This is a genomic window from Nitrincola tapanii, assembly GCF_008368715.1.
Taxonomy (GTDB): Bacteria; Pseudomonadota; Gammaproteobacteria; order Pseudomonadales; family Balneatricaceae; genus Nitrincola; species Nitrincola tapanii.
Genome location: NZ_SMRS01000002.1, coordinates 281,105 through 303,193, shown reverse-complemented (window position 1 = coordinate 303,193; position 22,089 = coordinate 281,105). Strand labels below are relative to the sequence as shown.

The window sequence follows — 22,089 nt, the reverse complement described above, 5'->3', positions numbered from 1 at the left end:
CAAGTTAATCCTTAGTTTTGAGGAGTACAGGCCAGAGCGAGGGCTCAACACTGCCTAAATAGGTAAAACTCGCATTTTCCGGGTCAGGGCGAAAAATCACCAGCGTACCTTCAACAGGAAAATACTCCATCACCTCCACTAGATTGGGGCCATGCGCCACAACAATACGGTTAGAGCCGGGGGTGCTGGGTCGGGAGAGCAAAGCCTGAGTCCGCGCAACGATAGGGATTTTTTCTTCTGATGTCAGTGCCGCCACATAGATCAGATTCGGATCTAGGGTGATTTCATGCTGAGGGAAGACCAGTTGAGAGGTCTCCACCGCTCGGCACAAAGGGCTGGTGTAAATCTCATCATGAGGTAACTCAAACTGACGAATAAAATGACCGATGCGCACCATCAACTCTCGCCCCTCCTCAGTTAAAGGGCGTTGTGTTGCGCAGTCATTAAGATCCACAGGCACCTGATCCGGCTGACGCGCATCCGTTGGACCATGACGCAAGAAGAGCACATACCCCCCTTGTTTAACGCTCTCCAACAACTCAGGTGTCGCAGGAATCAGAGTAAAGTCAGGCTGTTCGGCGAAAGCCCAGACGGGAGAGAGGCAAACTAAACTCAATAGACTACGCAAAAACCAGTGCTTCATAGGCGAGGGCTTATCCATGATTACGCATCCTTTTAGATGTTCCTTAAGTAACCTTACCCGAAAGCATTAATTTTGGAAACTTCAGCCTATCAGATTCCTTTAGGTCACTGACCTGCATCAGAAATCTTCTCAAATTTCTGCCCTGTGTTAAGCTGCCAAGGCATTTTAATGAGACGGTGAACATGCTTAAGATTGCAATTATTGGCAGCGGCCCTGCTGCTTGCTTCAGCGCTGAGATTCTCTCAAGTAAACGCCCAGATCTAGAGATCCATATTTTTGAACGTCTAGCCCAGCCTTTTGGGTTGGTGGAATATGGTGTCGCACCGGATCATGCCATCACCCGCCAAATCAAGCAGAGCTTTACCCGCACCTTAGCAAAACCTCAGATCCACCTGCATACCCAGTGTGAAATCGGTGTGGATCGCAGTTTTGCCTCCTTACAGAGCGAATTCCCCTGGATTCTTATCGCCACCGGCGCACTCGAGGATCGAGCCCTGAAAATTCCGGGTGAACATCTGCCGGGGGTTTATGGCTCTGCCGAGTTAGTCACTTGGTACAATCAACATCCCGAACAAGCAGCCTTGCACCCTAAACTCGGTAAACGCTTAGCCATTATTGGCCAGGGTAACGTGGCTTTAGATCTAGCCCGAGTCCTGTGTAAAACCACTGATGAGATGCAAGAGGCGATCAGCCAACCCTCAATTCGTGCTGAACGCAACGCTCTGCAACAGGCACTACAAGAGATCTGGATTCTCGGTCGACGCGGCCCGGTTGAAGCCGGTTTCAGTTTGCCTGAGTTAAAAGAGTTAGGTGAATTAGACGCCGCCCTACCCACGCTGCGGGCCAGTGATCTAGAAAATATCGATCTAAGTCTCCTACCCCATTCAAAACAGCAAGTCCTGCAACAACTTAAACTCTACTCTCAAAACCTGGCCGAACCGGGACGCTGCTTGATCCGCTTTATGTTTCAAGTTTCTCCCCTTGCCCTGCATGCCGATGCTCAGGGACATTTAGCCAGCATGACGTTAATGCGTAACCATCTAAAAGAGGGACGTGCCATCCCCAGTGGTGAAACTCTAGAATTACCGATCCATAGCCTGGTGAAAGCCATAGGCTACCAAAGCCGTCCTTTGGATGACTTGCCTTTTGATCAAGAGAAGGGACACTTTATCCATGAGGAAGGAGAAATTGCACCGGGGATTTTCTGTGTTGGCTGGTGCAAGCGTGGCTCCCAGGGCGTGATTCCGGTCAACCGTAGCGATGCCATGGCAGTAGCGCGCAAACTGCTCAGCCAACTCCCGCCCGCATCTTGATGTCGAAACTATAACTCATAATTTAAAACCCAAATAAAGGCCCCTCACTATGTTGATTCATCCCGATACCTCCTGTTTGCTCGTCATCGATCTACAAGAAAAATTGATGCCGGCTCTGCATAAACCCAAACGCCTGCTGAAGCACAGTCGCTGGCTGATTGAAGTAGCCAATCATCTGCATATTCCGGTTTGGGCAACCGAGCAGTATCCACAAGGATTAGGCAGCACACTCAAGAGCTTACAGGAGTTGATTCCGGCAGAACGTATTCTGAGCAAGACCCATTTTTCTGCTGCGGCAGAAAGCGAGGTACGAAATGCGCTGAATGCCCAGCAATACAATCAATTTGTCATCATCGGCGCCGAAGCCCATGTCTGTGTGTTGCAGACGGCGTTGCAGCTTAAACAGCAAGCACGTGAGGTATTTGTGGTTGAGGATTGCATCAGCTCACGCCGACCTGAAGATAAAGCACTCGCCCTCGAACGCTTTCGCCAAGCCGGAATTCAGGTGGTGAGTCGAGAGATGGTGGCCTTTGAGTGGTTACGCCAGGCCGATACAGATGCCTTTCGTTATATCAGCCGCAACTATCTGCGCAACCTTTAATCTGTGCTCGGCATCCGCTCATAAACTTAAATTTAATGTCTAGTTAAGAAGTTTGTACTCAAGTGCTCAGTCAATCAGGCCAGTATGAGCTATTGCTCAGAGAGTCTGAGCGTAAGATGATCATTGGCAGCTTTCAGATCTGCTATGGTGGATTGAGCAGCGAAAATAAAGTTAGAGCCCTGTCCCTTGTAGGGTTGGGCTTTATATCATCAATATTTGTTGAAGCCGATGGTAAGCTTCTGAATGTTTCTCTGGGTTCATTTTGGCCAGGTTTTGCTGTTTCCAACGCACAGCAGGTAATTGGTCGACTCCTGACAGATCCAAAAGAAACCAATCGGGAGTGAGATTTTTGAAAGATAGTAAAAATGATCGCTCCTGAGGCGTCAAAGAAGAATTTATGAGCCTCACCAACTGTTCCCGAGTAGCCTCGAGCTCTACTTGGGGAATATCCTGATCGGCCATATTCCGAAACTCCCCTTCGTAAACATCTGAAATATCCTTGAAGTTTGGCCTGAGTAGCTCGGCAATGGGACGAGGGTGGCTAATAATATAAACCAACAAAGCTTTGCGAAGCTCATCAGTGAGTCCCTCGTTATCTAGTAATTGCTTGACATCGAAAAGATCTCTCGGGTGTTGACGATCTAGTGCCGCACAGATTTTCCCCGCGTATAAATCGGAAAAACTCACCACAGCCATTTCGGCAAAGCCAAACTCATCTTCGACTGCTTCACTTACCTGCATGACTTTAGGAGCATAAACCGTGCCACGTAATACTGGAGAGAGTTCAATTTTGATTTGGACGTTATCTCGCTCCACTAATAAACGCAGAGCATCTGATTTATCCTGGAAGGCGCGTACAACACGAGTATTGTCAATGTTAGTCGTGATCGTGGAGGCTAGAGTATCTAGGTTGCTCTTGATGGTCTGTAGAGCTTCATACCGTTCCATCATGGGTAGAAAAACCAAATCGATATCAACCGAAAGTCGAGGAAAGTCACGAACGAACAAATTAATAGCGGTTCCACCTTTGAGAGCGAAACAGTCGTGCCGCGCAATAAAGGGAATAATCCTGAGTAGTAGCTGCACTTGTCGGAAGTAGTGGCTTTGTCTGCTCATGTTTTCACATATCCTTAGGCACTGTTATTTGCCAGGTTGGCTCTAGTTTGCCGCCTTTAGCAATCAGTCGTTTCCCGCTACCCAGTGCATACTGTTCTGGTGTCAGGTGCTTAAACCAAGCGTGTTGATGTCTTCCTGCCAGCCAGAGAAAAAGCCGCTTTACTTTGATACTGCAACAGGCTTTCAGTAAGACGTCCAGCTTACGTGGCGAGAGGTTGTGTAATCCCTGCATAAGCTGGTCAGCATGTTCAAAGCTGATGGTATTGGGCACTGTAGCTAAGAGCTCTAAAATGGCTTTCTCTGGGCAGGAATAATCAAGTGGAGGGAGTGATGCTTGCCAGCTATCTTGCCTTAGGTACTGCTTGTCTTGCATTAGCGTCTCGGGCCAAAGGCGACGAGTGCCATGCCACTCGAATTGTGCTGGCGCATCGATTCTAGCCAGCCATCTAGGCAGCATCTCAGCAGAATAGAGGTGAACCCTGGGTGTGTTTCCTTTGGACAGGTAATGACCAAGGCCTTCCAGCTCTAACGCGGTCAAGCCTCCGACATGAACAGGAACATCGGCCATGCGTTGCAACGAGGCAACGATTCCTTTCCAGGATAGTCTCGCTTCTTGTCGAGTGTAAACACCGGCCACGACAGGGATCAGCGTTTGGCTGCGTACCGCATTGTCCAGAAAATGCAGGCTGAGTCCTTGCGTCTCCAGCCATGGTTTGGTGGCGATCATATCCAACGGCAGCAGTTTCTGTAGTTGCTGTCTGGCTTCAGTGTTCAGCATGGCTGGCCCTACATTGGTTTATAAAAAGCAAAATACACGTTTATTGTCGACGTGATTGGAGTCTTTTTCAAACTAATTCGGACTTTTTGGTTTGTTAATTTTTAATTTCACGTCAATGATTGCCGTGAAAATTTTGATTTGAAAACCATGTCAAAATTGCCAATCCTGCCAGCGGAAAGCGCTGAAAGAGGCACTCAACGCAATTCAGCGATCTGCTCTAATAAAGGTTCTGGGGCAATCACACCGTGTACCGCGAACTCTGTCCGCTCACGCCCCTGGCTGTCAAAGAAAACCAAAGCGGGCGGACCAAACACCTGATATTGGCGATTCAGTGCACGAACTTCCGCGTCATTACGCGTGACATCCACTTTGATTCGCATAAAGCTATCCAGGCGTTGTTGCACCGCGGCATCTCGAAAAGTGATCTCTTCCATTTCCGCACAGGTCACACACCAATCTGCATAAAAATCCAGCATCACCGGCTGCGCTTGCTTTTTTGCATCCGCCAATAAGGCCTCTAGGCTCTGCCGCTCAGTGACACGGACAAAGCTCATCGCCGGGGTGCTCGATGTCGAAAAACCTGGACTGGATGCCGAGGCCCAAGCTTGCAATGGATAGACCAAGCTGCGTCCGCCTGAAAAAACACCCAGTAAGAGCGCTATACCATAGACCAAAAGAATCAGCCCAAGCCCCTTCAACAAGCGCGTTATGCCATGACTGGCTGTATCTAAACGTTCGAGCGCATTCATATAGATAGCGGTGATAATCAGAATGATCGCCGTCAGCAGCATGGTGATCTGCACCGGCACAATTCGATCTAGCATCCACACCGCTAAGAGCAAGAGCATCACACCAAAACCGGCTTTAATGCCTTTCATCCAAGCACCCGCGCGCGGCAGTAATTTACCGGCGGATGTCCCGACTAGTAACAAAGGAACTCCCATCCCGATCGAGAGCGCAAAGAGTGCCGCCCCTCCGAGAAAAGGATCGCCGGTTTGGCCAATATAGATAAGTGCGCCGGCCAGAGGTGCCGCCATACACGGGCCCACGATCAGTGCCGAGAGGAAGCCCATTATCGCGACTCCCCAAACCTGACCACCCTGCTGTTGATGGCTCTTCTGGCTAAGTAGGGTTTGTAAACGGTTGGGCAACTGCAGCTCATAAAAACCAAACATCGACAGCGCTAACAGCACAAACAGGCCGCTAAAGATCGAGATGATCCAAGGGTTTTGAAAACTGGCCTGAAGATTCGCCCCAAAGAGCCCCGCTAAAACACCCGCCAGGGTATAGGTCAGCGCCATGGCAAGTACATAAACACTGGACAATCCCAAAGCCCGTGCCGTGGAAACTCGTCCCTCTTGTCCGGCAATGATACTGGACAGAATGGGTATCATAGGAAATACGCAAGGGGTGAAGGAGAGAGCAAGACCGGCGAGAAAAAAAGCCCCCAGGATAAAGAGCAAGGACTCACCCGCTAAAAGATTGCGAAAACGATCATGCTCACTACCTGAAACGCCAGGGGCTCTCTGCAACTCAACCGAGGTCGCTTCTGGCGGTTGCCAGCTCGCAGGCCAGTCTAATCCGGCAGCCAGAGGAAGATTGGGTAGGTCCAGGGTTTCGGTGACCGGCGGGTAACAGATCCCTCCCTCCCAACAGCCTTGATAGGTCACATTGAGGCTGAGGTCGGCCTGCTCCGAACCCGCTTGCCCGATTAACAAAGCCGCCTCGGCAGACTGATACCAGACTTCCACCTGCCCGAATAAGGGGTCCTCTTTTGCCACACCCGCTTGACGCCAAGCTTCCACCAACACCAGCTCATCCGGCAACTGCCATTTCAGATGATCTCGATAGAGATAATAGCCTTCACTGATCTGCCAATAGAGCTTAACAACCCCCTCTTCACTCAATTCGGCATCAAACTTAAACGCTTCTTCTACCGGCAAGGGGCCATCTTGGCGTGCCGAGCTGCCAAATAAACTGCTGTGAGCTTGAGTCGAAAAAAACACGCTCAAAATCAGCAGGGATAAAAGCAAACGTGCGAAGACTTTCATGGCTAACCTATGCAAAAGACTTTCCTTTCAATACGCCAAAACTCGGATGCAGATCAGACCTTAGCCTGCTGCTATGGTTCCAATAGTGTCTATTATACGAGCGTCCCCTTATAAGGCGTGCCGGGATATGGTAAAAAGGCAACCAATTATAGAAAACCTATTGAACTTTTGCTGCATAGCACTCTATTTAAGTCTTGCCAGGATAAAGAAATGACGGATACACGCCTTGAAGACCTCAGTATCGAATCGATTACTCCGATCACAACCCCGCGTGAGCTGAAAGCACGCCTACCCATTCCCGAAGCTGCGGTGGAAACCGTGATTCGTGAGCGTCAGGTGGTTAAGGATATTCTCGATCGTAAAGATAAGCGCCTCATGGTTGTGGTCGGCCCCTGTTCGATTCACGACCCTGAAGCGGCTCTGGTGTATGCCAAGAAGCTGAAAGCACTGGCCGATGAAGTCAAGGACACCCTTTATCTGGTGATGCGTGTTTATTTTGAAAAACCTCGTACCACCGTGGGCTGGAAAGGTTTGATCAATGATCCGCACATGAATGACTCCTTTGATATCGAAGAGGGTTTACATATTGCACGTAAGCTCTTGATTGATCTTTCGGAGCTGGGCTTACCCTTGGCCACGGAAGCACTCGATCCTATTTCACCCCAGTACACCCAGGATTTGATTAGCTGGTCAGCGATTGGCGCGCGCACAACGGAATCCCAGACGCACCGTGAAATGTCCTCCGGCCTCTCCTGCGCCGTAGGCTTCAAAAACGGTACCGATGGCAGCATGACGGTTGCCGTAAACGCCATGCAGTCCGTCAGCCACCCACACAACTTCCTCGGTATCGATGAAGATGGCAAGGTCGCCATTGTCCGCACCTTGGGTAATGCCTACGGTCATGTGGTTCTACGTGGAGGCGACGGTAAACCTAACTACGATTCGGTCAGCGTTCGCTTGTGTGAGCAGGCTCTGGAAAAGGCCGGTCTGCAGAAGAATATTATGATCGACTGCAGCCATGCCAACTCCAACAAAGATCCTGCCCTACAGCCACTGGTGGCTGAAAATGCCGCTAACCAGATTTTAGAAGGCAATCAGTCCATCATCGGATTAATGATTGAGTCCAACCTAGAATGGGGCAATCAATCGATTCCCGCCAATCTCTGTGACCTGAAATACGGTGTTTCGGTAACAGATGCCTGTATCGATTGGAAAACTACCGAAGAGTGCCTGCGCGGCATGGCCCAGAAACTGAAAAACGTCCTGCCTAACCGCTAAGTGATGAACGAAGGAGAGCGCTCACCGCCCTCTCCTTCACTTCTATTCATCCTCTAGCCTCTATTTTTAACCTGATTCACTCCGGAGTTTTGATGAAATCCGTGATACGCTTATTTTTCCGCTTATTACGCGTCCTACTCACGCCCGTGATGCTCCTGCAAGAAGTGCTCACCCGCCCAAAAGCCGTGACGCGCAGCCCCGAGGTACAGAGTGATGTCGATCTTGCTTGCCAATCCCTGGCGCTCTATCAATTCAAAGCCTGCCCTTTTTGCATCAAAGTGCGTAAACAGATCCATCGTTTAGCCTTGCCGATCGAACTGCGCGATGCTCAAGCTGAAGGCCCAGATCGCCAGGCACTCTTAGCCGGTGGTGGCCGGGTGAAAGTACCCTGCTTACGCATCGAGCATGCCGATGGCAGCAGTGAATGGTTGTATGAATCCGATGCGATCAATCAGTGGTTAGAAAAACGCTTCGGTTAAGGCCAGCTCTCTATCCATCTATAAAAAAACCGCCTGACATTGAAGCGTCAGGCGGTTTTTTTGTTTTAAGCTATCCAGCGATTAAGGCTTCAGCATTCAGCAGAACTGATTCACAGGGCGGATCTCGGCAAGAAAGCTTACAAGTGAAAAAAGCTTAGAAGCTATCGCCAGGAATCCTTACCCAGCCTTCCATCAGTACCCGCGCACTGCGGCTCATCACGGCTTTGGTGGCGGTCCACTCACCCTCCACCAGTGCTGCAGCGGCACCAACGCGCAGGGTGCCGGAAGGATGACCGAAGGTCACGGCATCCCGCTCTCCGCCACCGGCAGCCAGGTTCACCAGTGTGCCCGGCACGGCCGCAGCCGTGGCAATGGCTACAGAAGCGGTGCCCATCATGGCATGATGCAGCTTGCCCATGGAAAGCGCACGAACGCAAAGGTCAATGTCACCGGCTTGCAGGTTTTTACCACTGGAGGTGACATAGTCTGTGGCCGGGGCAACAAAGGCGATCTTGGGGGTGTGCTGACGGGCGGCTGCTTCGGAGATATCCTTGATCAGACCCATCTTCACCGCGCCATAAGCACGCATGGTTTCAAATTTTGCCAGCGCCTCGGCATCCGAGTTGATGTCCTTCTGCAGCTCGGTACCGGTGTAACCGATATCAGCGGCATTGACAAAAATGGTCGGAATACCGGAGTTGATCATGGTGGCTTTGAAGGTACCGATGCCGGGCACTTCCAGCTCATCCACCACATTACCGGTGGGGAACATCGAGCCTTCACCATCGGCGGGGTCCATGAACTCAATCACCACCTCGGCGGCCGGGAAGGTCACACCATCCAGTTCAAAATCACCGGTTTCCTGTACTTCGCCATTGGTGATGGGCACATGGGCAATGATGGTTTTACCGATGTTCTTTTGCCAGATACGCACGGTGCAGATGCCGTTTTCCGGAATGCGTGAAGCATCCACCAACCCCTTGCTGATGGCAAAGGCACCCACGGCACCGGTGAGGTTACCGCAGTTACCGGACCAGTCGACAAAGGCTTTATTGATGGCGACCTGGCCAAACAGGTAATCCACATCGTGATCCGGCTGTTCACTTTTGGCCAGAATCACGGTTTTGGAGGTGCTGGAAGTGGCACCACCCATGCCGTCAATCTGCTGGCCGTAAGGATCAGGACTGCCGATCACCCGCTGCAGAATCTTGTCACGTGCCTCACCGGGCACCTGCGCCACTTCGGGCAGGTCGGTCAGGCTGAAAAATACACCCTTGGAGGTGCCACCGCGCATGTAGGTGGCGGGAATCTTGATCTGGGGAACACTGGACATCACATGACTCCTAAAAAAATCGCTATAGCATCTAGCCTATGTAGCCGCAGGCGGGTCTTATCCGTTTGGACACGCCGTAAACCCATCCATGGGGGCTCGCTGTTGTCACTGACCGCCAAGGATGGCGGAAATGCAGTAAATGCAGGAGCACATTTACTGCCCTGGCAACAGACGGTCCAAACAGACAAGACCCACCTTCTCCCGAGCATTGACCTTAATCCGTAACTTCATGGCATATTCTGGAGGTATTGAGTGAGTATATGCCGCAGGGATGCGGCATTTAAGCCTACAGGGATGTATTCACGGCGTCTCACTCAAGGCCTTTGGAATATGCCTGCACTGACAAGTAGTTGCCTGTGTCATCACAAATTCCGGGTTAAGTTATACTGTCCCCTCCAGGAAGTCCTGGGCGAAGCGCTGCAGTACACCACCGGCCTTGTACACGTGCACTTCTGCAGCAGTGTCCAGACGGCTCAGCATGGGTACACGCACCTGTTCACCATTCTTGCGATTGATGACCAGGGTCATGGTGCCACGGGGTGCCAGCTCGCCTTCAACGTCGTAGGTTTCAGTACCGTCCAGACCCAGGGTCTTGCGAGTGGTGCCAGCTTCAAACTGCAGCGGCAGCACACCCATACCGATCAGGTTGGTGCGGTGAATGCGCTCAAAACCTTCAGCGGCAATCACTTCCACACCGGCCAGACGCACACCCTTGGCAGCCCAGTCACGAGAAGAACCCTGACCATAGTCGGCACCGGCCACAATGATCAGCGGCTGTTTGCGTTCCATGTAGGTTTCAATCGCTTCCCACATGCGCATGACCTTGCCTTCCGGCTCCACACGTGCCAGTGAACCCTGTTTGACCTGACCATCCACCACGGCCATTTCGTTGATCAGTTTCGGGTTGGCAAAGGTGGCCCGCTGAGCGGTCAGGTGGTCACCACGGTGAGTGGCGTAAGAGTTGAAGTCTTCTTCCGGCACGCCCATCTTGTGCAGGTATTCACCGGCGGCAGAGTCCATCATGATGGCGTTGGACGGTGACAGGTGGTCGGTGGTGATGTTGTCCGGCAGGATGGCCAGCGGACGCATGCCTTTCATGGTGCGCTCACCGGCCAGAGCACCTTCCCAGTAAGGCGGACGACGGATGTAGGTGGACATCGGGCGCCAATCATACAGTGGGCTCTTCGCCTCTTCGCCACGATCCAGATCAAACATCGGGATGTAGACCTGCTTGAACTGTTCAGGCTTCACGCTGGAAGCAACAATCGCATCGATTTCTTCATCAGACGGCCAGAGGTCTTTCAGGGTGATCGGGTTACCGTTCTTGTCGGTGCCCAGAACATCTTTTTCAATATCAAAGCGAACGGTACCGGCAATCGCGTAAGCCACGACCAATGGAGGTGAAGCCAAGAAGGCCTGCTTCGCATAAGGATGGATACGACCATCAAAGTTACGGTTACCCGATAAGACCGCTGTCGCATAAAGGTCGCGGTCGATGATCTCTTGCTGGATCACAGGATCGAGTGCACCAGACATACCGTTACAGGTGGTGCAGGCATATGCGACGATACCAAAACCAAGCTTTTCTAGCTCAGGTAGTAAGCCGGCTTCTTCCAAGTATAAGCGAGCCACTTTAGAACCTGGCGCGAAGGAAGATTTCACCCAAGGTTTACGCACTAAGCCCAGTTCGTTGGCTTTCTTGGCCAACAAGCCTGCTGCAACCACGTTACGTGGGTTAGAGGTGTTGGTACAAGACGTGATAGCCGCAATAATCACCGCACCATCAGGCATAAGGCCTTGTGCTTCTTGAGCACGAGCGGCTTCTAGATTGCCAGCAATACCCTTAGCTGCTAATTCAGAGGTCGCCACGCGTGCGTGAGGGTTAGAAGGACCGGCCATGGTGCGAACCACGCTGGACAGGTCAAACTTCAATACGCGCGGGTACTGGGCTTTGACCAGGCTGTCGGCCCACAGGCCTGTGGTTCTGGCGTAGTTTTCAACCAGTGCCACCTGCTCCGGCTCACGACCGGTCAGTTTCAAGTACTCGATGGTCTGCTCGTCGATGTAGAACATCGCGGCAGTGGCACCGTATTCCGGTGTCATGTTGGAGATGGTGGCGCGGTCACCGATGGACAGGCTGGAAGCACCTTCACCGAAGAACTCCAGGTAAGCACCGACGACTCGCTCCTTGCGCAGGAACTCGGTCAGAGCCAGTACGATATCAGTAGCAGTGATGCCGGGCTGACGCTTGCCCACCAGCTCCACACCAACGATATCGGGCAGACGCATCATGGAAGGCAGACCCAGCATCACGGTTTCGGCTTCCAGACCACCGACACCGATGGCAATCACACCCAGGGCATCCACGTGCGGGGTGTGGGAATCCGTACCGACACAGGTATCGGGGAAAGCCACTCCGTCGCGTGCCTGAATCACCGGAGACATCTTCTCCAAGTTGATCTGGTGCATGATGCCGTTACCGGCAGGAATCACGTCGACGTTTTTGAACGCGGTTTTGGTCCACTCGATGAAGTGGAAACGGTCTTCGTTACGACGGTCTTCAATGGCACGGTTCTTTTCAAACGCGTCCGGATCAAAACCAGGCGCTTCCACAGCCAGCGAGTGGTCCACAATTAACTGGGTGGGTACCACCGGGTTGACCTTGGATGGATCACCGCCTTTTTCAGCGATGGCATCACGCAGACCGGCCAGATCCACCAGTGCGGTCTGACCCAGAATGTCGTGGCACACCACACGGGCGGGATACCAGGGGAAGTCCAGCTCCTGCTTGCGCTCGATCAGCTGTTTCAGCGCATCGGTCAGGTCTTCGGGTTCACAGCGGCGCACCAGCTGTTCGGCCAGTACACGGGAGGTGTAAGGCAGGGTTTCATAAGCACCGGGCTGGATGGCTTCAACCGCCGCACGGGTATCAAAATAGTCCAGGTCGGTGCCTGGTAGAGACTTGCGAAATTCTGTATTCATGGCAGTTCTTCTTGAGAATAAGTTCAGCAGTGCAGGCTATAAAAATAAGGGCCGTCGAGGTGTGACCTGACCGCCCTGATATTCTTAGCTGCGCTCTTCGATCGCAGGCACCGAACGGCAGTCCTCACCCACATAATTGGCACTCGGGCGAATGATCTTGCCATCGATGCGCTGTTCAATCACATGCGCACTCCAACCGGAGGTACGCGAGATCACGAACAGCGGTGTGAACATATCTGTTGGCACGCCCATCATGTGATAGCTCACGGCAGAGAACCAATCGAGGTTAGGGAACATCTTTTTGATTTCCCACATAGTCGATTCCAGACGCTCAGCAATGTCGTACATCTTAGTGTTGTTCTGCTCATCTGAAAGTTGCTTCGCGACTTTCTTGATCACCACGTTACGGGGATCAGAAACGGTGTAAACCGGATGACCAAAACCGATCACCACTTCTTTACGGCCTACACGCTCGCGGATATCGGCTTCAGCCTGATCGGGATTGTCGTAACGCTTCTGGATTTCAAACGCCACTTCATTGGCACCACCGTGTTTCGGACCGCGCAGAGCGCCGATCGCACCGGCGATACAGCTGTAGAAGTCAGAACCCGTTCCAGAAATCACACGGCTGGTGAAGGTGGATGCATTGAACTCATGCTCAGCATACAGAATCAGCGAAACATGCATCGCACGTACCCAAGACTCACGCGGCTTTTCACCGTGCAGCAGGTGCAGGAAGTGACCACCGATTGAATCATCATCGGTTTCCAACTCGATACGCTTGCCGTTGTAGGCGTAGTGATACCAATACAACAGCATAGAACCCTGACAAGCCATCAGCTTATCGGCGATGTCACGGGCATCTGGATGGTTGTGATCGTCTTTCTCAGGCTTAACGCAGCCCAGTACGGATACACCGGTACGCATCACATCCATCGGATGGGCAGAAGGTGGCAGTTGTTCCAGCGCTACTTTCACCGCTGCTGGCAAGCCACGCAGGGCTTTCAGCTTGGTTTTATAAGCCGTCAGTTCAGCCTGGGTCGGCAGCTTGCCGTGCACCAGCAGATAAGCGACTTCTTCAAATTCACACTTCTCAGCCAGATCCAGGATGTTGTAACCGCGATAGTGCAGTTCATTGCCATTACGGCCAACAGTACACAGCTCTGTATTACCCGCCGCCGTGCCGGACAGGGCAACAGATTTTTTTGGTTTCGGCAGTCCAGATGTATTTTCTGACATGGCGATCTCCTCTTTTCTTAAACTTTGAATGATTTACTTGTTTTTACCCTGAGCAAAAAGCGCATCCAACTTCTGCTCGAAGTCGTGGTAGTTCAAGAAATCATAAAGCTCCATACGCGTCTGCATGGTATCGACCACAGCTTTCTGATCACCATCCTGCAGCAAGTGCTCATACACATTCAGAGCTGCTTTGTTGGCCGCACGGAAAGCTGACAGGGGGTAAAGCACCATGCTGGCACCGTTTTCAGCCAGTTCTTTGGTGTTGAACAGTGGCGTTGCTCCGAACTCGGTGATATTGGCCAGCAGATGTGCGCCCTTGATGCCATCAGAGAAGGCTTTGTAATCTTCCAGGGTATGCACCGCTTCTGCGAAGATCGCATCGGCACCGGCTTCCAAACATGCCTGAGCACGCTCAACCGCTGCATTCAATCCTTCCATCTGGAAAGCATCGGTACGCGCGATGATGAAGAAATCGCTGTCGGTTTTAGCATCCACCGCCGCTTTTACACGATCGACCATCTCTTCCAGAGAAACGATCTCTTTGTTAGGACGGTGACCACAGCGCTTCTGAGCAACCTGATCTTCCAGATGCACGGCAGCGGCTTCTGCTTTGATCATCTCTTTAACACTACGCGCAATATTAAACGCGCCACCCCAACCGGTATCGATATCGACCAACAGTGGTGTTTCAACCGCGCTGGTAATACGACGTACATCTTCCAACACATCATTCATGCTGGTCATACCCAGATCCGGCAGACCATACGAAGCGTTCGCAACACCACCACCGGACAGATAGATGGCTTTATGGCCAACACGGGTGGCCATCATGGCATGGTAAGCGTTGATGGTGCCGACGATCTGCAGCGGCTGGGTTTCAGCCAGGGCTTTACGGAAACGCGCGCCCGCAGTCAGTTTTTCAGCCATTTTTATTATCCCCTTCTCTTTCGGTGATTGTATTCAGTTTGTTTTCAATATTGCGACGGGCCGCGCTGATGTGACGACGCATCAACAACTCTGCTAATTCTGGATCTCTGGATTCGATGGCATCGATAATCTGGCGGTGCTCCTTCAGCGCGCGCTTTGGCCGTGAGCTGGAAACACTGAACTGATAACGATACATGCGTACCAGATGATAAAGATCGGCACCGAGCAGCTCTTTCAGCTTTTCGTTTTTGCTGCCCTGCACGATGCGATAGTGAAAATCGAGATCTCCTTCCTTCTGGAAGTAGGAACTCCACTCTTCTTGTTCAACCGAGTGCTCATGCTCATCCAGCAGCGCTTTTAAGGCCTGAATTTCAGCATCGGTCATTTTCTCTGCGGCCAAACGGCAAGCCATTCCCTCCAAGGCTTCACGCACATGATAGATCTCGATCAATTCATGCATGGAGAGTTTGACCACTCGTGCCCCGACATGGGGTTTACGTTCGATTAAACGCAAACCTTCCAGACGGCGTATCGCTTCACGCAAGGGCCCACGACTGATGCCGTAGGTGCGTGCGAGTTCGGGTTCACTGATTTTGTATCCAGGCGGTAACTCACCCTTAACGATCGCTGTCACGATTTGCTGACAGACTCGATCAGCAAGTGTGCGGACCGCCGGATCCAAAGAGAGAATAGTGGTATTTTCGGACATTGCGACCCTTCAAGATTGTCGACAATATTGAGTTGCAGCAACCTTACAGAGCTAGAATCCGAGCGTCAACCGAGTTTTAGGGAAAAGTTGTCAACACCCGACCAAAGTCTAGGCTATTTTCTGCACAATTTTTCAGGACAGAAAACGCTGCATTTCGGCATTCATCGTCCGCGCAATTTGACGGGGTTTTTGGAAGGGTAAGGAGTGATCTGTCCCTGCCACCAAAAAGTAATGCCAGTTCGGCAAGCATGCGGCTAAAGCACGATGTAACGCATGCATCGCATCCACACTCTGACTGCCAATAAAGCTGCTGACATCACCCTGTGCCGCAATCACGGCCTCACGATCCAGATGCCGGACAGCCTGATTCACCGCCTCCAAAGCATGCGCAAAGCCAAGAGGACGCCGTCCCAAGCGACTGACCGCTACCTGATCTGTCTGAATACTGGTACGACGATTAGGCGAGATGGTATCCAAAAACTGGCGTATGCCCGCTTCTTGATCCTGCGCGCGCAAATGACCTGCCGCTTGCGCATAACGCTCACGTAAGGCCAGAGTTTCACTGAGATCTATACGATCCAGTAACGCAGCTTCCAATAAGAACTGCTTACCCACTCGATCACCCAAACGCTGCTTTAATAGAAGAGAGATTAGACCACCTAGCGAATAACCGCCAAGATCAAACTGCCACCAGCCACAATGATCCACCAAAGCCTGAGCATCCTGCACCAGCTCGTGCACACTAAAAGGATGCTCTTGGCCATCTGGAAACACCGACTCCCCGGCACCACGCTGATCCGGCACCAACACCTCATACCAGGCATGCAGTTCAGAAATAAGCATCTCCCAAGTATCACGCCCCGCCACCCCGGCACCGTGCAGCAACAACAAGCGCCGCCCCGAGGTGTTCTGCGGATGGCGATAGAGCCGATAGTGCAAAATCTGATCCGGCAAGACCAGCTGACGCGTTTCACAGACAAGAGAGGACTTCATGCAACATTAACCTTTGTGCGCAAAGCCACTATTATAGCCAGCATCCCTCGATAGATGTCAGAGTCCAAGTGTCGACATCTCGATTGCCAACCAGGATTGCCATCAACATGCTTTACTACCCGTTCGACTACAATCTGCCTCAAGAAGAGATCGCGACTCACCTACGTGACCTCGGCGATCTGGTGCTGCTCGACAGCTGCCACCCTGCCAGCCAGTTTGGCCGCTATGATCTGCTCAGCGCCGCTCCGGATCGTGTTGCGCGTATTGATGCTCAGGGCCATTTAAGTTGGCGCGATCATAGATCGGATTGGCAAAGCTCCACTCAGGATGTCTTTAGTCTGCTCGATTCCTGGCTGGATGAACTGAAACCTCAAGCCTCAGCCGAACGCCCCCCCTTTAGCGGAGGCTTAATCGGCCATCTCAGTTATGATCTAGGCCGTACCCTAGAAAAGTTACCTCAACAGGCACAAGCAGATATTGATTTTCCCTGGTTGCGTATTGGCCGTTATCTTTGGGCACTAGTCACCGATCATCATGCCAAACAACGCTGGCTGGTGGTGCATCCCCACCTCTCTGAAAGCTTTAGAGATCAACTATTACAGCGTCTGGACGCCATCCCATCCCTGCCTCTGCCTGAGACACCCGAGTTTTATTTAACCAGCGCCATTACTCGCAACATGACGGAAGCCGAGTACCAGCAAGCCTTAGCTCAGGTGCATGAGTACATCCTGGCCGGTGATTGTTATCAGATTAACTTTGCCCAACGCTTTCAGGCTGAGTGCCGCGGTGATCCCTGGCACGCCTGGGCACCCTTAAAACAGGCCGCCCCCACCCCCTTTGCCGCCTATCTCGAATCTGAAGACGGCACTCTGCTCTCCCTATCACCGGAGCGTTTTTTAGCTTGCAGCGCAACGGGTACTGTAGAAACGCGCCCCATCAAGGGCACACGTCCACGCGCAGAAGACCCGGAAGAGGACGCCGCCCTAGCCGCTGAACTGCTCGCCAGCGAAAAAGAGCGTGCTGAGAATTTAATGATCGTGGATCTATTGCGTAACGATCTCAGCCACAGCTGCCAACCCGGCTCAGTGCAAGTCCCTGAGCTGTTCAAACTGGAAAGTTACCCGAACGTCCATCATCTGGTGAGTGTTGTGCGCGGCCAACTGCAACCTAGTCTCAGCCCTTTACAGCTACTCAAACACTGCTTCCCAGGAGGCTCGATCACCGGCGCACCTAAAATCCGCGCCATGGAGATCATCGATGAATTAGAGCCTCATCGTCGTAGCGGCTATTGTGGTTCAATCTTGTTACTCAGCGCCTGCGGGCGTATGGACAGCAGCATTACCATCCGCACCCTGCTTTGCCAGAATCAGAAGATCTACTGCTGGGCCGGCGGTGGCATAGTGTTAGATTCGCTGAGTGAAGCGGAATATCAAGAAACGCTGAATAAGGTCGGCAATCTCTTGCGTCCCTTGGATCAAATGCGTAAATGAAGGACCAACGACCCGCTTAAGCACAATCCGATATTTAAGCGGGTCGTGGAGGATACAAACTTAGAGGCTTAAATCGCGCAGACTCGCCGCGATAAACTCTTTTTTCAGATCTTCGTAAGTGTGCACAGCAGGGAACTGAGGAAATTCACGAATCACATTCTCTGGCGCATGGAACAGAATACCGGCCTCAGCCTGCGTCAGCATAGTGGTATCGTTGTAAGAATCACCGGTTGCAATCACACGATAGTTCAGCAACTGCAACGCGCGTACAGACTGGCGTTTAGGATCACGCTGACGCAGGGTGTAATCGGTAATGCGCCCCGCCTCATCCACTTCCAGCTTATGGCACAGCAAAGTCGGGAAACCCAGCTGACGCATTAAAGGCTGTGCGAACTCATAAAACGTATCCGACAAGATCACAACCTGGAAACGCTCACGCAACCAATTCACAAAATCCAGCGCGCCTTCCAAAGGACTAAGACGACTGATGGTGTCCTGAATCTGTGGCAGCGTCAGGCCATGCTCATCCAAAATACGCAGACGCTGTTTCATCAACACATCATAATCCGGAATGTCACGGGTGGTGGCTTTCAGTTCCTCTATTCCGGTTTCCTCAGCAAATGCAATCCAGATTTCAGGAATCAACACCCCTTCCAGATCAAGACAGGCCAGCTCCACGTTACATCCTCCAGTCAAAAATAAAGGCGCTAATCTAACGATTCAGCGCCAGAGTTTCAATTCCAAGCCCAGACTCAAAGCCCTCTGCGGACGCTTTTTAACGCATCGGCAGCTCAAAATTCACAAAGAGTTCATCGACCTCATGTCGGTTACTGCAGTTCAAGACCTTCTCAATCAACTCAGGCGTGAGGTGGGACGCAAATAACTGCAGAAAATCGTACATAAAACCACGCAAGAAGGTCCCTTTACGGAAGCCAATACGCGTGGTGCTGGGCTCAAACAGGTGGGATGCATCTAAAGCCACTAAATCCGAATCCTGGTTCGGCTCCACGGCCATGGTGGCAATAATGCCCACCCCCAGACCTAAACGCACATAGGTTTTGATCACATCTGAATCGACCGCTGTGAAGACCACCTTAGGCTCCAGCCCCTGACGCGTGAACGCATCATCCAGCTTGGAGCGCCCGGTAAAACCAAACACATAGGTGACAATAGGATATTCTGCCAAAGCTTCCAGCGTTAACGGGGAAACCTGAGCCAAAGGATGATCCTTAGGCACCACCACGGAGCGGTTCCAATGGTAACAAGGCATCATGATCAGATCCGGGAAATGCGCCATGGCTTCAGTCGCAATCGCAAAATCGACTTCACCATCTGCCGCCATTTCTGAGATCTGCATCGGCGTACCCTGATGCATGTGCAAAGACACATCAGGATAGCGTTTGATAAATTCGTGAATGGTTGGAGGCAGCGCGTAACGCGCCTGGGTGTGAGTGGTGGCAATACTTAAACTACCCTTGCGTTCATCACTGAACTCTTGAGCCACCTGTTTAATGCTCTCGACCTTCTGCAGGATTTCACCAGCGATTTGCAAAATCGCCGCCCCAGCAGGGGTCACGCGCGTAAGATGTTTGCCGCTGCGCGCAAACACTTCCACCCCCAACTCGTCTTCGAGCAACCGCACCTGTTTACTGATGCCAGGCTGTGAGGTGTAGAGGCTTTGTGCGGTCGCAGACACATTCAGATCATGCTTGGCGACTTCCCAGATGTAACGCAGTTGTTGAAGCTTCATCGACTGCACCTAGTATAAATAATTGTTATTAATATAACGCAGAAGCATAACAAAAGGGAAAGACTGTTTGAATACCTCGCAAGTAGTGTCTAGGCATCGAGTGGCTCAGAAAAATTGCAGGTTCCGACACTCTCAACACCCCTTATAAAGAGTGAAAAAAATCGCTCGAAATCTGGCTGGCTGACTTCCTGCTCAATCCAAAAGCTGACAATCTATCCACTCCCGCCTGAAGCGTTTTTGAGACAAATTCCATTCCTTGAAACTAAAGGAAGTAAATGGAATCGATTGCATACAACTGACAATATGGAGTCACTATGTTTAATAAAAAAACGATCTTTCTTGGGTTCGCATCCGTTTTGCTCGCCGGCACTGTCGTTGCCGCTCCGGTTCATAATACCAACATCACTGAGGAGGAAGTGCGAAAAGCACAAGAAGCTTGGGGCGCAGCACTGATTCAGATTAGCCAAGATTACTCAGAGGGCGGACTTGCCAAAGCCAAAGAGACCGCCGAAGCCGTGCTGAACCAAGCATATGGATATGCTCAAGGTCCAGTTTTATTCAAACCCACACTTGCCACGGGTGAAACCACCTTCAGAATCACACAGGAAGGCGCGCTCGCTTACTTCGTGGGTGATAACCCCGAGTTTGGTGATAGCGGTTTTGCACTGAAAGGCTGGCGGGAATATAGCTTTGAGAATGCCGCTGTTTACATTAATGGTGACCTCGCACTCACTATGGGACACGTTCATCTCATCAATGCCGCGGGTGAGAAAACAACCGTAGATAAAACCTGGGGCTTCAAAAAGGATGATCAGGGCGATCTTCGTATCGTGCTGCATCACTCATCACTGCCCTACTCTAAGTAACGTCTAAGTAAGCTTGCACAGCGCTGGCAGCTATAGGCTGCTCAGCGCTGACTGCCAAATCAATATTCAATCGCACGCCTTCGCGTGGCAACAGGTTATTTTTCAGGACTGCTGCAAAAGTACTATTCTGCTATGATAGCCTGCATGTCTCTTCCCTTTCAGCCAGGTTAAAACTCTGTCAATGGAAAACGCACACCTCAGACTCCGTCTTTTTGAAGTGGCCGATGACCTTCTGTTATCCGGCCAATCCCCTACGGCTGAACTCCTCGCCCAGCGCTTGGATGAATCCCCAGATTTGCTGCAACCTTTATTACAGCAATGGTGGAGCGAGCTTTCTCAGCGCGTGGTGGTCACCGAAGGACGCCAGCGCCTACCCGACATGCCGGATAGCCTGTCACAAGCCTTTGTCCGCATCTGGCAGCAAGCACTGCAAGAAGCCAACTCGCGTGTTCAACTTACTCGCCAGCGCTCAGATATTGGCATCGAAGATGAACGCCGCCTCTGTGATGATGCGTTACTGAAAGCACAGAATCAGTACATCGAGCTGGAAGCACGCTATCGTGAACAGGTGCACAAACTGGATGAATGCCGCGAACTGTCCCGCGCTCTGGAAGCCGAAATTGCCGTCTTAAAAAGCAATCTTACGACAGAAACCAATAGTCGTAAGAAAGAGGAGCAATCACGCTCAAACCTTGAGCAAGAACTCATGCAGCTCCGCAAAGCGCATGAAGACGCTAAGCGCACCTTTGATCAACGTATCAAAGATGAACAGCGGCACATGCTGGAGTCTCTGGCGAAAGAGGAAGTGGATACCCGCTTTTATCGCAATGCCTTAGAAAAAGCACGCGAAGAGGCGAGCAAGAAAGATTCTGAGTTTACGCGTGAAATCCATGATCTACAGGCACGCTTGGCACGTCGTGACGTCAAAATCGAGACCCTCAAAACTCAGATCAAAGCTCAGGATGCTGAACTCCTTAAATTGCGCCAAGATGCCGCCACACATGAGCGCGAATATTCCCGCATCAGCTCACAGCTTCTAGGTGAAGCCAACAAAACCAAACGCTTAGAAGCACAACTCAAGGAGTTGCAGGAAACCATCCGTCGACAAAATCAGAAGCAGATGACCACTTCCACCGAAGCCTCGAAGCGCGAAAACTTATTGCGCGCTCAGCTGATGGAGAAAGAAGACAGCGCCTTACGCGCTGAAGCTAAGGTTTCACTTCTGGAAAAACGTTTGATCACTCAGGATGAGGAAATTCGCCGCTTACAGGCACGCGTGCTCGGCAAGCACTGAGCTTGGGTTACACACACATTTAGGGAGGTTCGGTCTTGGCAGAATGCCAAACCCACCTCTCAAGATGTTTTGCACCTCCTTCCTTCGCTTTACAATCCTTATACTTTGGTAAAGCAACTGTCGACAAATCTTAACTTTACCCCCCCTATCCGCTAGAATCCTTCCGCCAATCACCATTCGATAACAGGTTCGAAACGGCATCGGAGATCGCTTACCGATGTACGGTTGTGACAACAGATGAGGGCTA

19 protein-coding genes are annotated in these 22,089 nt (G+C 51.6%); 7 read left to right on the top strand and 12 right to left on the bottom strand.

The features are described from left to right. Positions 1–4: 4 nt before the first annotated feature. Positions 5–661 (bottom strand): histidine phosphatase family protein, encoded by a 657-nt coding sequence (locus E1H14_RS04155; RefSeq protein WP_149390190.1) that lies wholly within the window; start codon positions 659–661, stop codon positions 5–7. Between the two features lie 164 nt (positions 662–825). Between E1H14_RS04155 and E1H14_RS04150 the strand changes: the two genes are divergently transcribed. Beyond that, complete coding sequence (locus E1H14_RS04150) at positions 826–1,956, top strand: FAD-dependent oxidoreductase (RefSeq protein ID WP_149390189.1); 1,131 nt, start codon at positions 826–828, stop codon at positions 1,954–1,956. Positions 1,957–2,005: 49 nt separating this feature from the next. Next, positions 2,006–2,557, top strand: coding sequence for a hydrolase (locus tag E1H14_RS04145; RefSeq protein ID WP_149390188.1), 552 nt, complete (start codon positions 2,006–2,008; stop codon positions 2,555–2,557). A 201-nt stretch (positions 2,558–2,758) separates the two neighbouring features. On the opposite strand, the gene E1H14_RS04140 is transcribed toward E1H14_RS04145, so the two are convergent. The 3 genes from E1H14_RS04140 to dsbD form a co-directional block, all read right to left on the bottom strand. Beyond that, a complete protein-coding gene (locus tag E1H14_RS04140) occupies positions 2,759–3,673 on the bottom strand; it encodes a nucleotidyl transferase AbiEii/AbiGii toxin family protein (RefSeq protein WP_149390187.1) in 915 nt (304 codons plus the stop codon). Between the two features lie 4 nt (positions 3,674–3,677). Beyond that, on the bottom strand, positions 3,678–4,451 hold the full coding sequence (locus E1H14_RS04135) for a type IV toxin-antitoxin system AbiEi family antitoxin (RefSeq protein WP_149390186.1): 774 nt from the start codon (positions 4,449–4,451) through the stop codon (positions 3,678–3,680). 194 nt (positions 4,452–4,645) lie between these two features. After that, on the bottom strand, positions 4,646–6,502 hold the full coding sequence (gene dsbD, locus E1H14_RS04130; protein WP_149390185.1) for a protein-disulfide reductase DsbD: 1,857 nt from the start codon (positions 6,500–6,502) through the stop codon (positions 4,646–4,648). 210 nt (positions 6,503–6,712) lie between these two features. Between dsbD and E1H14_RS04125 the strand changes: the two genes are divergently transcribed. Together E1H14_RS04125 and E1H14_RS04120 are read left to right on the top strand one after the other, a co-directional pair. Continuing rightward, complete coding sequence (locus E1H14_RS04125) at positions 6,713–7,780, top strand: 3-deoxy-7-phosphoheptulonate synthase (protein ID WP_149390184.1); 1,068 nt, start codon at positions 6,713–6,715, stop codon at positions 7,778–7,780. 92 nt (positions 7,781–7,872) lie between these two features. Next, positions 7,873–8,259, top strand: a complete 387-nt coding sequence (locus tag E1H14_RS04120) for a glutathione S-transferase N-terminal domain-containing protein (RefSeq protein ID WP_149390183.1) — start codon at positions 7,873–7,875, stop codon at positions 8,257–8,259. Between the two features lie 154 nt (positions 8,260–8,413). Here E1H14_RS04120 and prpF read toward each other — a convergent pair whose 3' ends face one another. The 6 genes from prpF to E1H14_RS04090 form a co-directional block, all read right to left on the bottom strand. Continuing rightward, positions 8,414–9,592 (bottom strand): 2-methylaconitate cis-trans isomerase PrpF, encoded by a 1,179-nt coding sequence (gene prpF / locus E1H14_RS04115; RefSeq protein WP_149390182.1) that lies wholly within the window; start codon positions 9,590–9,592, stop codon positions 8,414–8,416. Positions 9,593–9,973: 381 nt separating this feature from the next. Beyond that, on the bottom strand, positions 9,974–12,574 hold the full coding sequence (gene acnD / locus E1H14_RS04110) for a Fe/S-dependent 2-methylisocitrate dehydratase AcnD (RefSeq protein ID WP_149390181.1): 2,601 nt from the start codon (positions 12,572–12,574) through the stop codon (positions 9,974–9,976). Between the two features lie 84 nt (positions 12,575–12,658). Next, positions 12,659–13,813: a bifunctional 2-methylcitrate synthase/citrate synthase gene (prpC, locus tag E1H14_RS04105; protein ID WP_200834025.1), complete on the bottom strand. Its 1,155-nt coding sequence runs from the start codon at positions 13,811–13,813 to the stop codon at positions 12,659–12,661. Positions 13,814–13,846: 33 nt separating this feature from the next. Next, entirely contained in the window at positions 13,847–14,740 is an 894-nt protein-coding gene (gene prpB, locus E1H14_RS04100) for a methylisocitrate lyase (protein WP_149390179.1), read from the bottom strand. Continuing rightward, entirely contained in the window at positions 14,733–15,449 is a 717-nt protein-coding gene (locus E1H14_RS04095; RefSeq protein ID WP_149390178.1) for a GntR family transcriptional regulator, read from the bottom strand. Before E1H14_RS04095 ends, prpB begins: the two co-directional genes overlap by 8 nt. A 132-nt stretch (positions 15,450–15,581) precedes the next feature. Next, a complete protein-coding gene (locus E1H14_RS04090) occupies positions 15,582–16,442 on the bottom strand; it encodes an alpha/beta fold hydrolase (RefSeq protein ID WP_149390177.1) in 861 nt (286 codons plus the stop codon). Between the two features lie 107 nt (positions 16,443–16,549). Here E1H14_RS04090 and pabB point away from each other — a divergent pair, with 107 nt between their 5' ends. Continuing rightward, positions 16,550–17,932: an aminodeoxychorismate synthase component I gene (pabB, locus tag E1H14_RS04085; RefSeq protein WP_149390176.1), complete on the top strand. Its 1,383-nt coding sequence runs from the start codon at positions 16,550–16,552 to the stop codon at positions 17,930–17,932. 60 nt (positions 17,933–17,992) lie between these two features. Here pabB and thrH read toward each other — a convergent pair whose 3' ends face one another. Then, entirely contained in the window at positions 17,993–18,610 is a 618-nt protein-coding gene (gene thrH / locus E1H14_RS04080; RefSeq protein ID WP_149390175.1) for a bifunctional phosphoserine phosphatase/homoserine phosphotransferase ThrH, read from the bottom strand. A 97-nt stretch (positions 18,611–18,707) separates the two neighbouring features. Continuing rightward, positions 18,708–19,682 (bottom strand): HTH-type transcriptional regulator CysB, encoded by a 975-nt coding sequence (cysB, locus tag E1H14_RS04075; RefSeq protein WP_149390174.1) that lies wholly within the window; start codon positions 19,680–19,682, stop codon positions 18,708–18,710. Positions 19,683–19,996: 314 nt separating this feature from the next. Between cysB and E1H14_RS04070 the strand changes: the two genes are divergently transcribed. After that, positions 19,997–20,548 (top strand): phosphoribosyl-AMP cyclohydrolase, encoded by a 552-nt coding sequence (locus tag E1H14_RS04070; protein ID WP_149390173.1) that lies wholly within the window; start codon positions 19,997–19,999, stop codon positions 20,546–20,548. A gap of 181 nt (positions 20,549–20,729) precedes the next feature. Further along, complete coding sequence (locus tag E1H14_RS04065; protein ID WP_149390172.1) at positions 20,730–21,842, top strand: DNA-binding protein; 1,113 nt, start codon at positions 20,730–20,732, stop codon at positions 21,840–21,842. Positions 21,843–22,089 lie beyond the last annotated feature (247 nt).

What these genes read in the sequence shown, in the direction of transcription:
- E1H14_RS04125 (WP_149390184.1), top strand. Translation starts at nt 6,713, where the DNA reads ATGACGGATACACGCCTTGAAGACCTCAGTATCGAATCGATTACTCCG.
- E1H14_RS04070 (WP_149390173.1), top strand. Translation starts at nt 19,997, where the DNA reads ATGTTTAATAAAAAAACGATCTTTCTTGGGTTCGCATCCGTTTTGCTC.
- E1H14_RS04120 (WP_149390183.1), top strand. Translation starts at nt 7,873, where the DNA reads ATGAAATCCGTGATACGCTTATTTTTCCGCTTATTACGCGTCCTACTC.
- E1H14_RS04155 (WP_149390190.1), bottom strand. Translation starts at nt 661, where the DNA reads ATGGATAAGCCCTCGCCTATGAAGCACTGGTTTTTGCGTAGTCTATTG.
- prpC (WP_200834025.1), bottom strand. Translation starts at nt 13,813, where the DNA reads ATGTCAGAAAATACATCTGGACTGCCGAAACCAAAAAAATCTGTTGCC.
- E1H14_RS04065 (WP_149390172.1), top strand. Translation starts at nt 20,730, where the DNA reads ATGGAAAACGCACACCTCAGACTCCGTCTTTTTGAAGTGGCCGATGAC.
- E1H14_RS04095 (WP_149390178.1), bottom strand. Translation starts at nt 15,449, where the DNA reads ATGTCCGAAAATACCACTATTCTCTCTTTGGATCCGGCGGTCCGCACA.
- E1H14_RS04150 (WP_149390189.1), top strand. Translation starts at nt 826, where the DNA reads ATGCTTAAGATTGCAATTATTGGCAGCGGCCCTGCTGCTTGCTTCAGC.
- cysB (WP_149390174.1), bottom strand. Translation starts at nt 19,682, where the DNA reads ATGAAGCTTCAACAACTGCGTTACATCTGGGAAGTCGCCAAGCATGAT.
- prpF (WP_149390182.1), bottom strand. Translation starts at nt 9,592, where the DNA reads ATGTCCAGTGTTCCCCAGATCAAGATTCCCGCCACCTACATGCGCGGT.
- dsbD (WP_149390185.1), bottom strand. Translation starts at nt 6,502, where the DNA reads ATGAAAGTCTTCGCACGTTTGCTTTTATCCCTGCTGATTTTGAGCGTG.
- prpB (WP_149390179.1), bottom strand. Translation starts at nt 14,740, where the DNA reads ATGGCTGAAAAACTGACTGCGGGCGCGCGTTTCCGTAAAGCCCTGGCT.
- E1H14_RS04135 (WP_149390186.1), bottom strand. Translation starts at nt 4,451, where the DNA reads ATGCTGAACACTGAAGCCAGACAGCAACTACAGAAACTGCTGCCGTTG.
- E1H14_RS04140 (WP_149390187.1), bottom strand. Translation starts at nt 3,673, where the DNA reads ATGAGCAGACAAAGCCACTACTTCCGACAAGTGCAGCTACTACTCAGG.
- acnD (WP_149390181.1), bottom strand. Translation starts at nt 12,574, where the DNA reads ATGAATACAGAATTTCGCAAGTCTCTACCAGGCACCGACCTGGACTAT.
- pabB (WP_149390176.1), top strand. Translation starts at nt 16,550, where the DNA reads ATGCTTTACTACCCGTTCGACTACAATCTGCCTCAAGAAGAGATCGCG.
- E1H14_RS04090 (WP_149390177.1), bottom strand. Translation starts at nt 16,442, where the DNA reads ATGAAGTCCTCTCTTGTCTGTGAAACGCGTCAGCTGGTCTTGCCGGAT.
- E1H14_RS04145 (WP_149390188.1), top strand. Translation starts at nt 2,006, where the DNA reads ATGTTGATTCATCCCGATACCTCCTGTTTGCTCGTCATCGATCTACAA.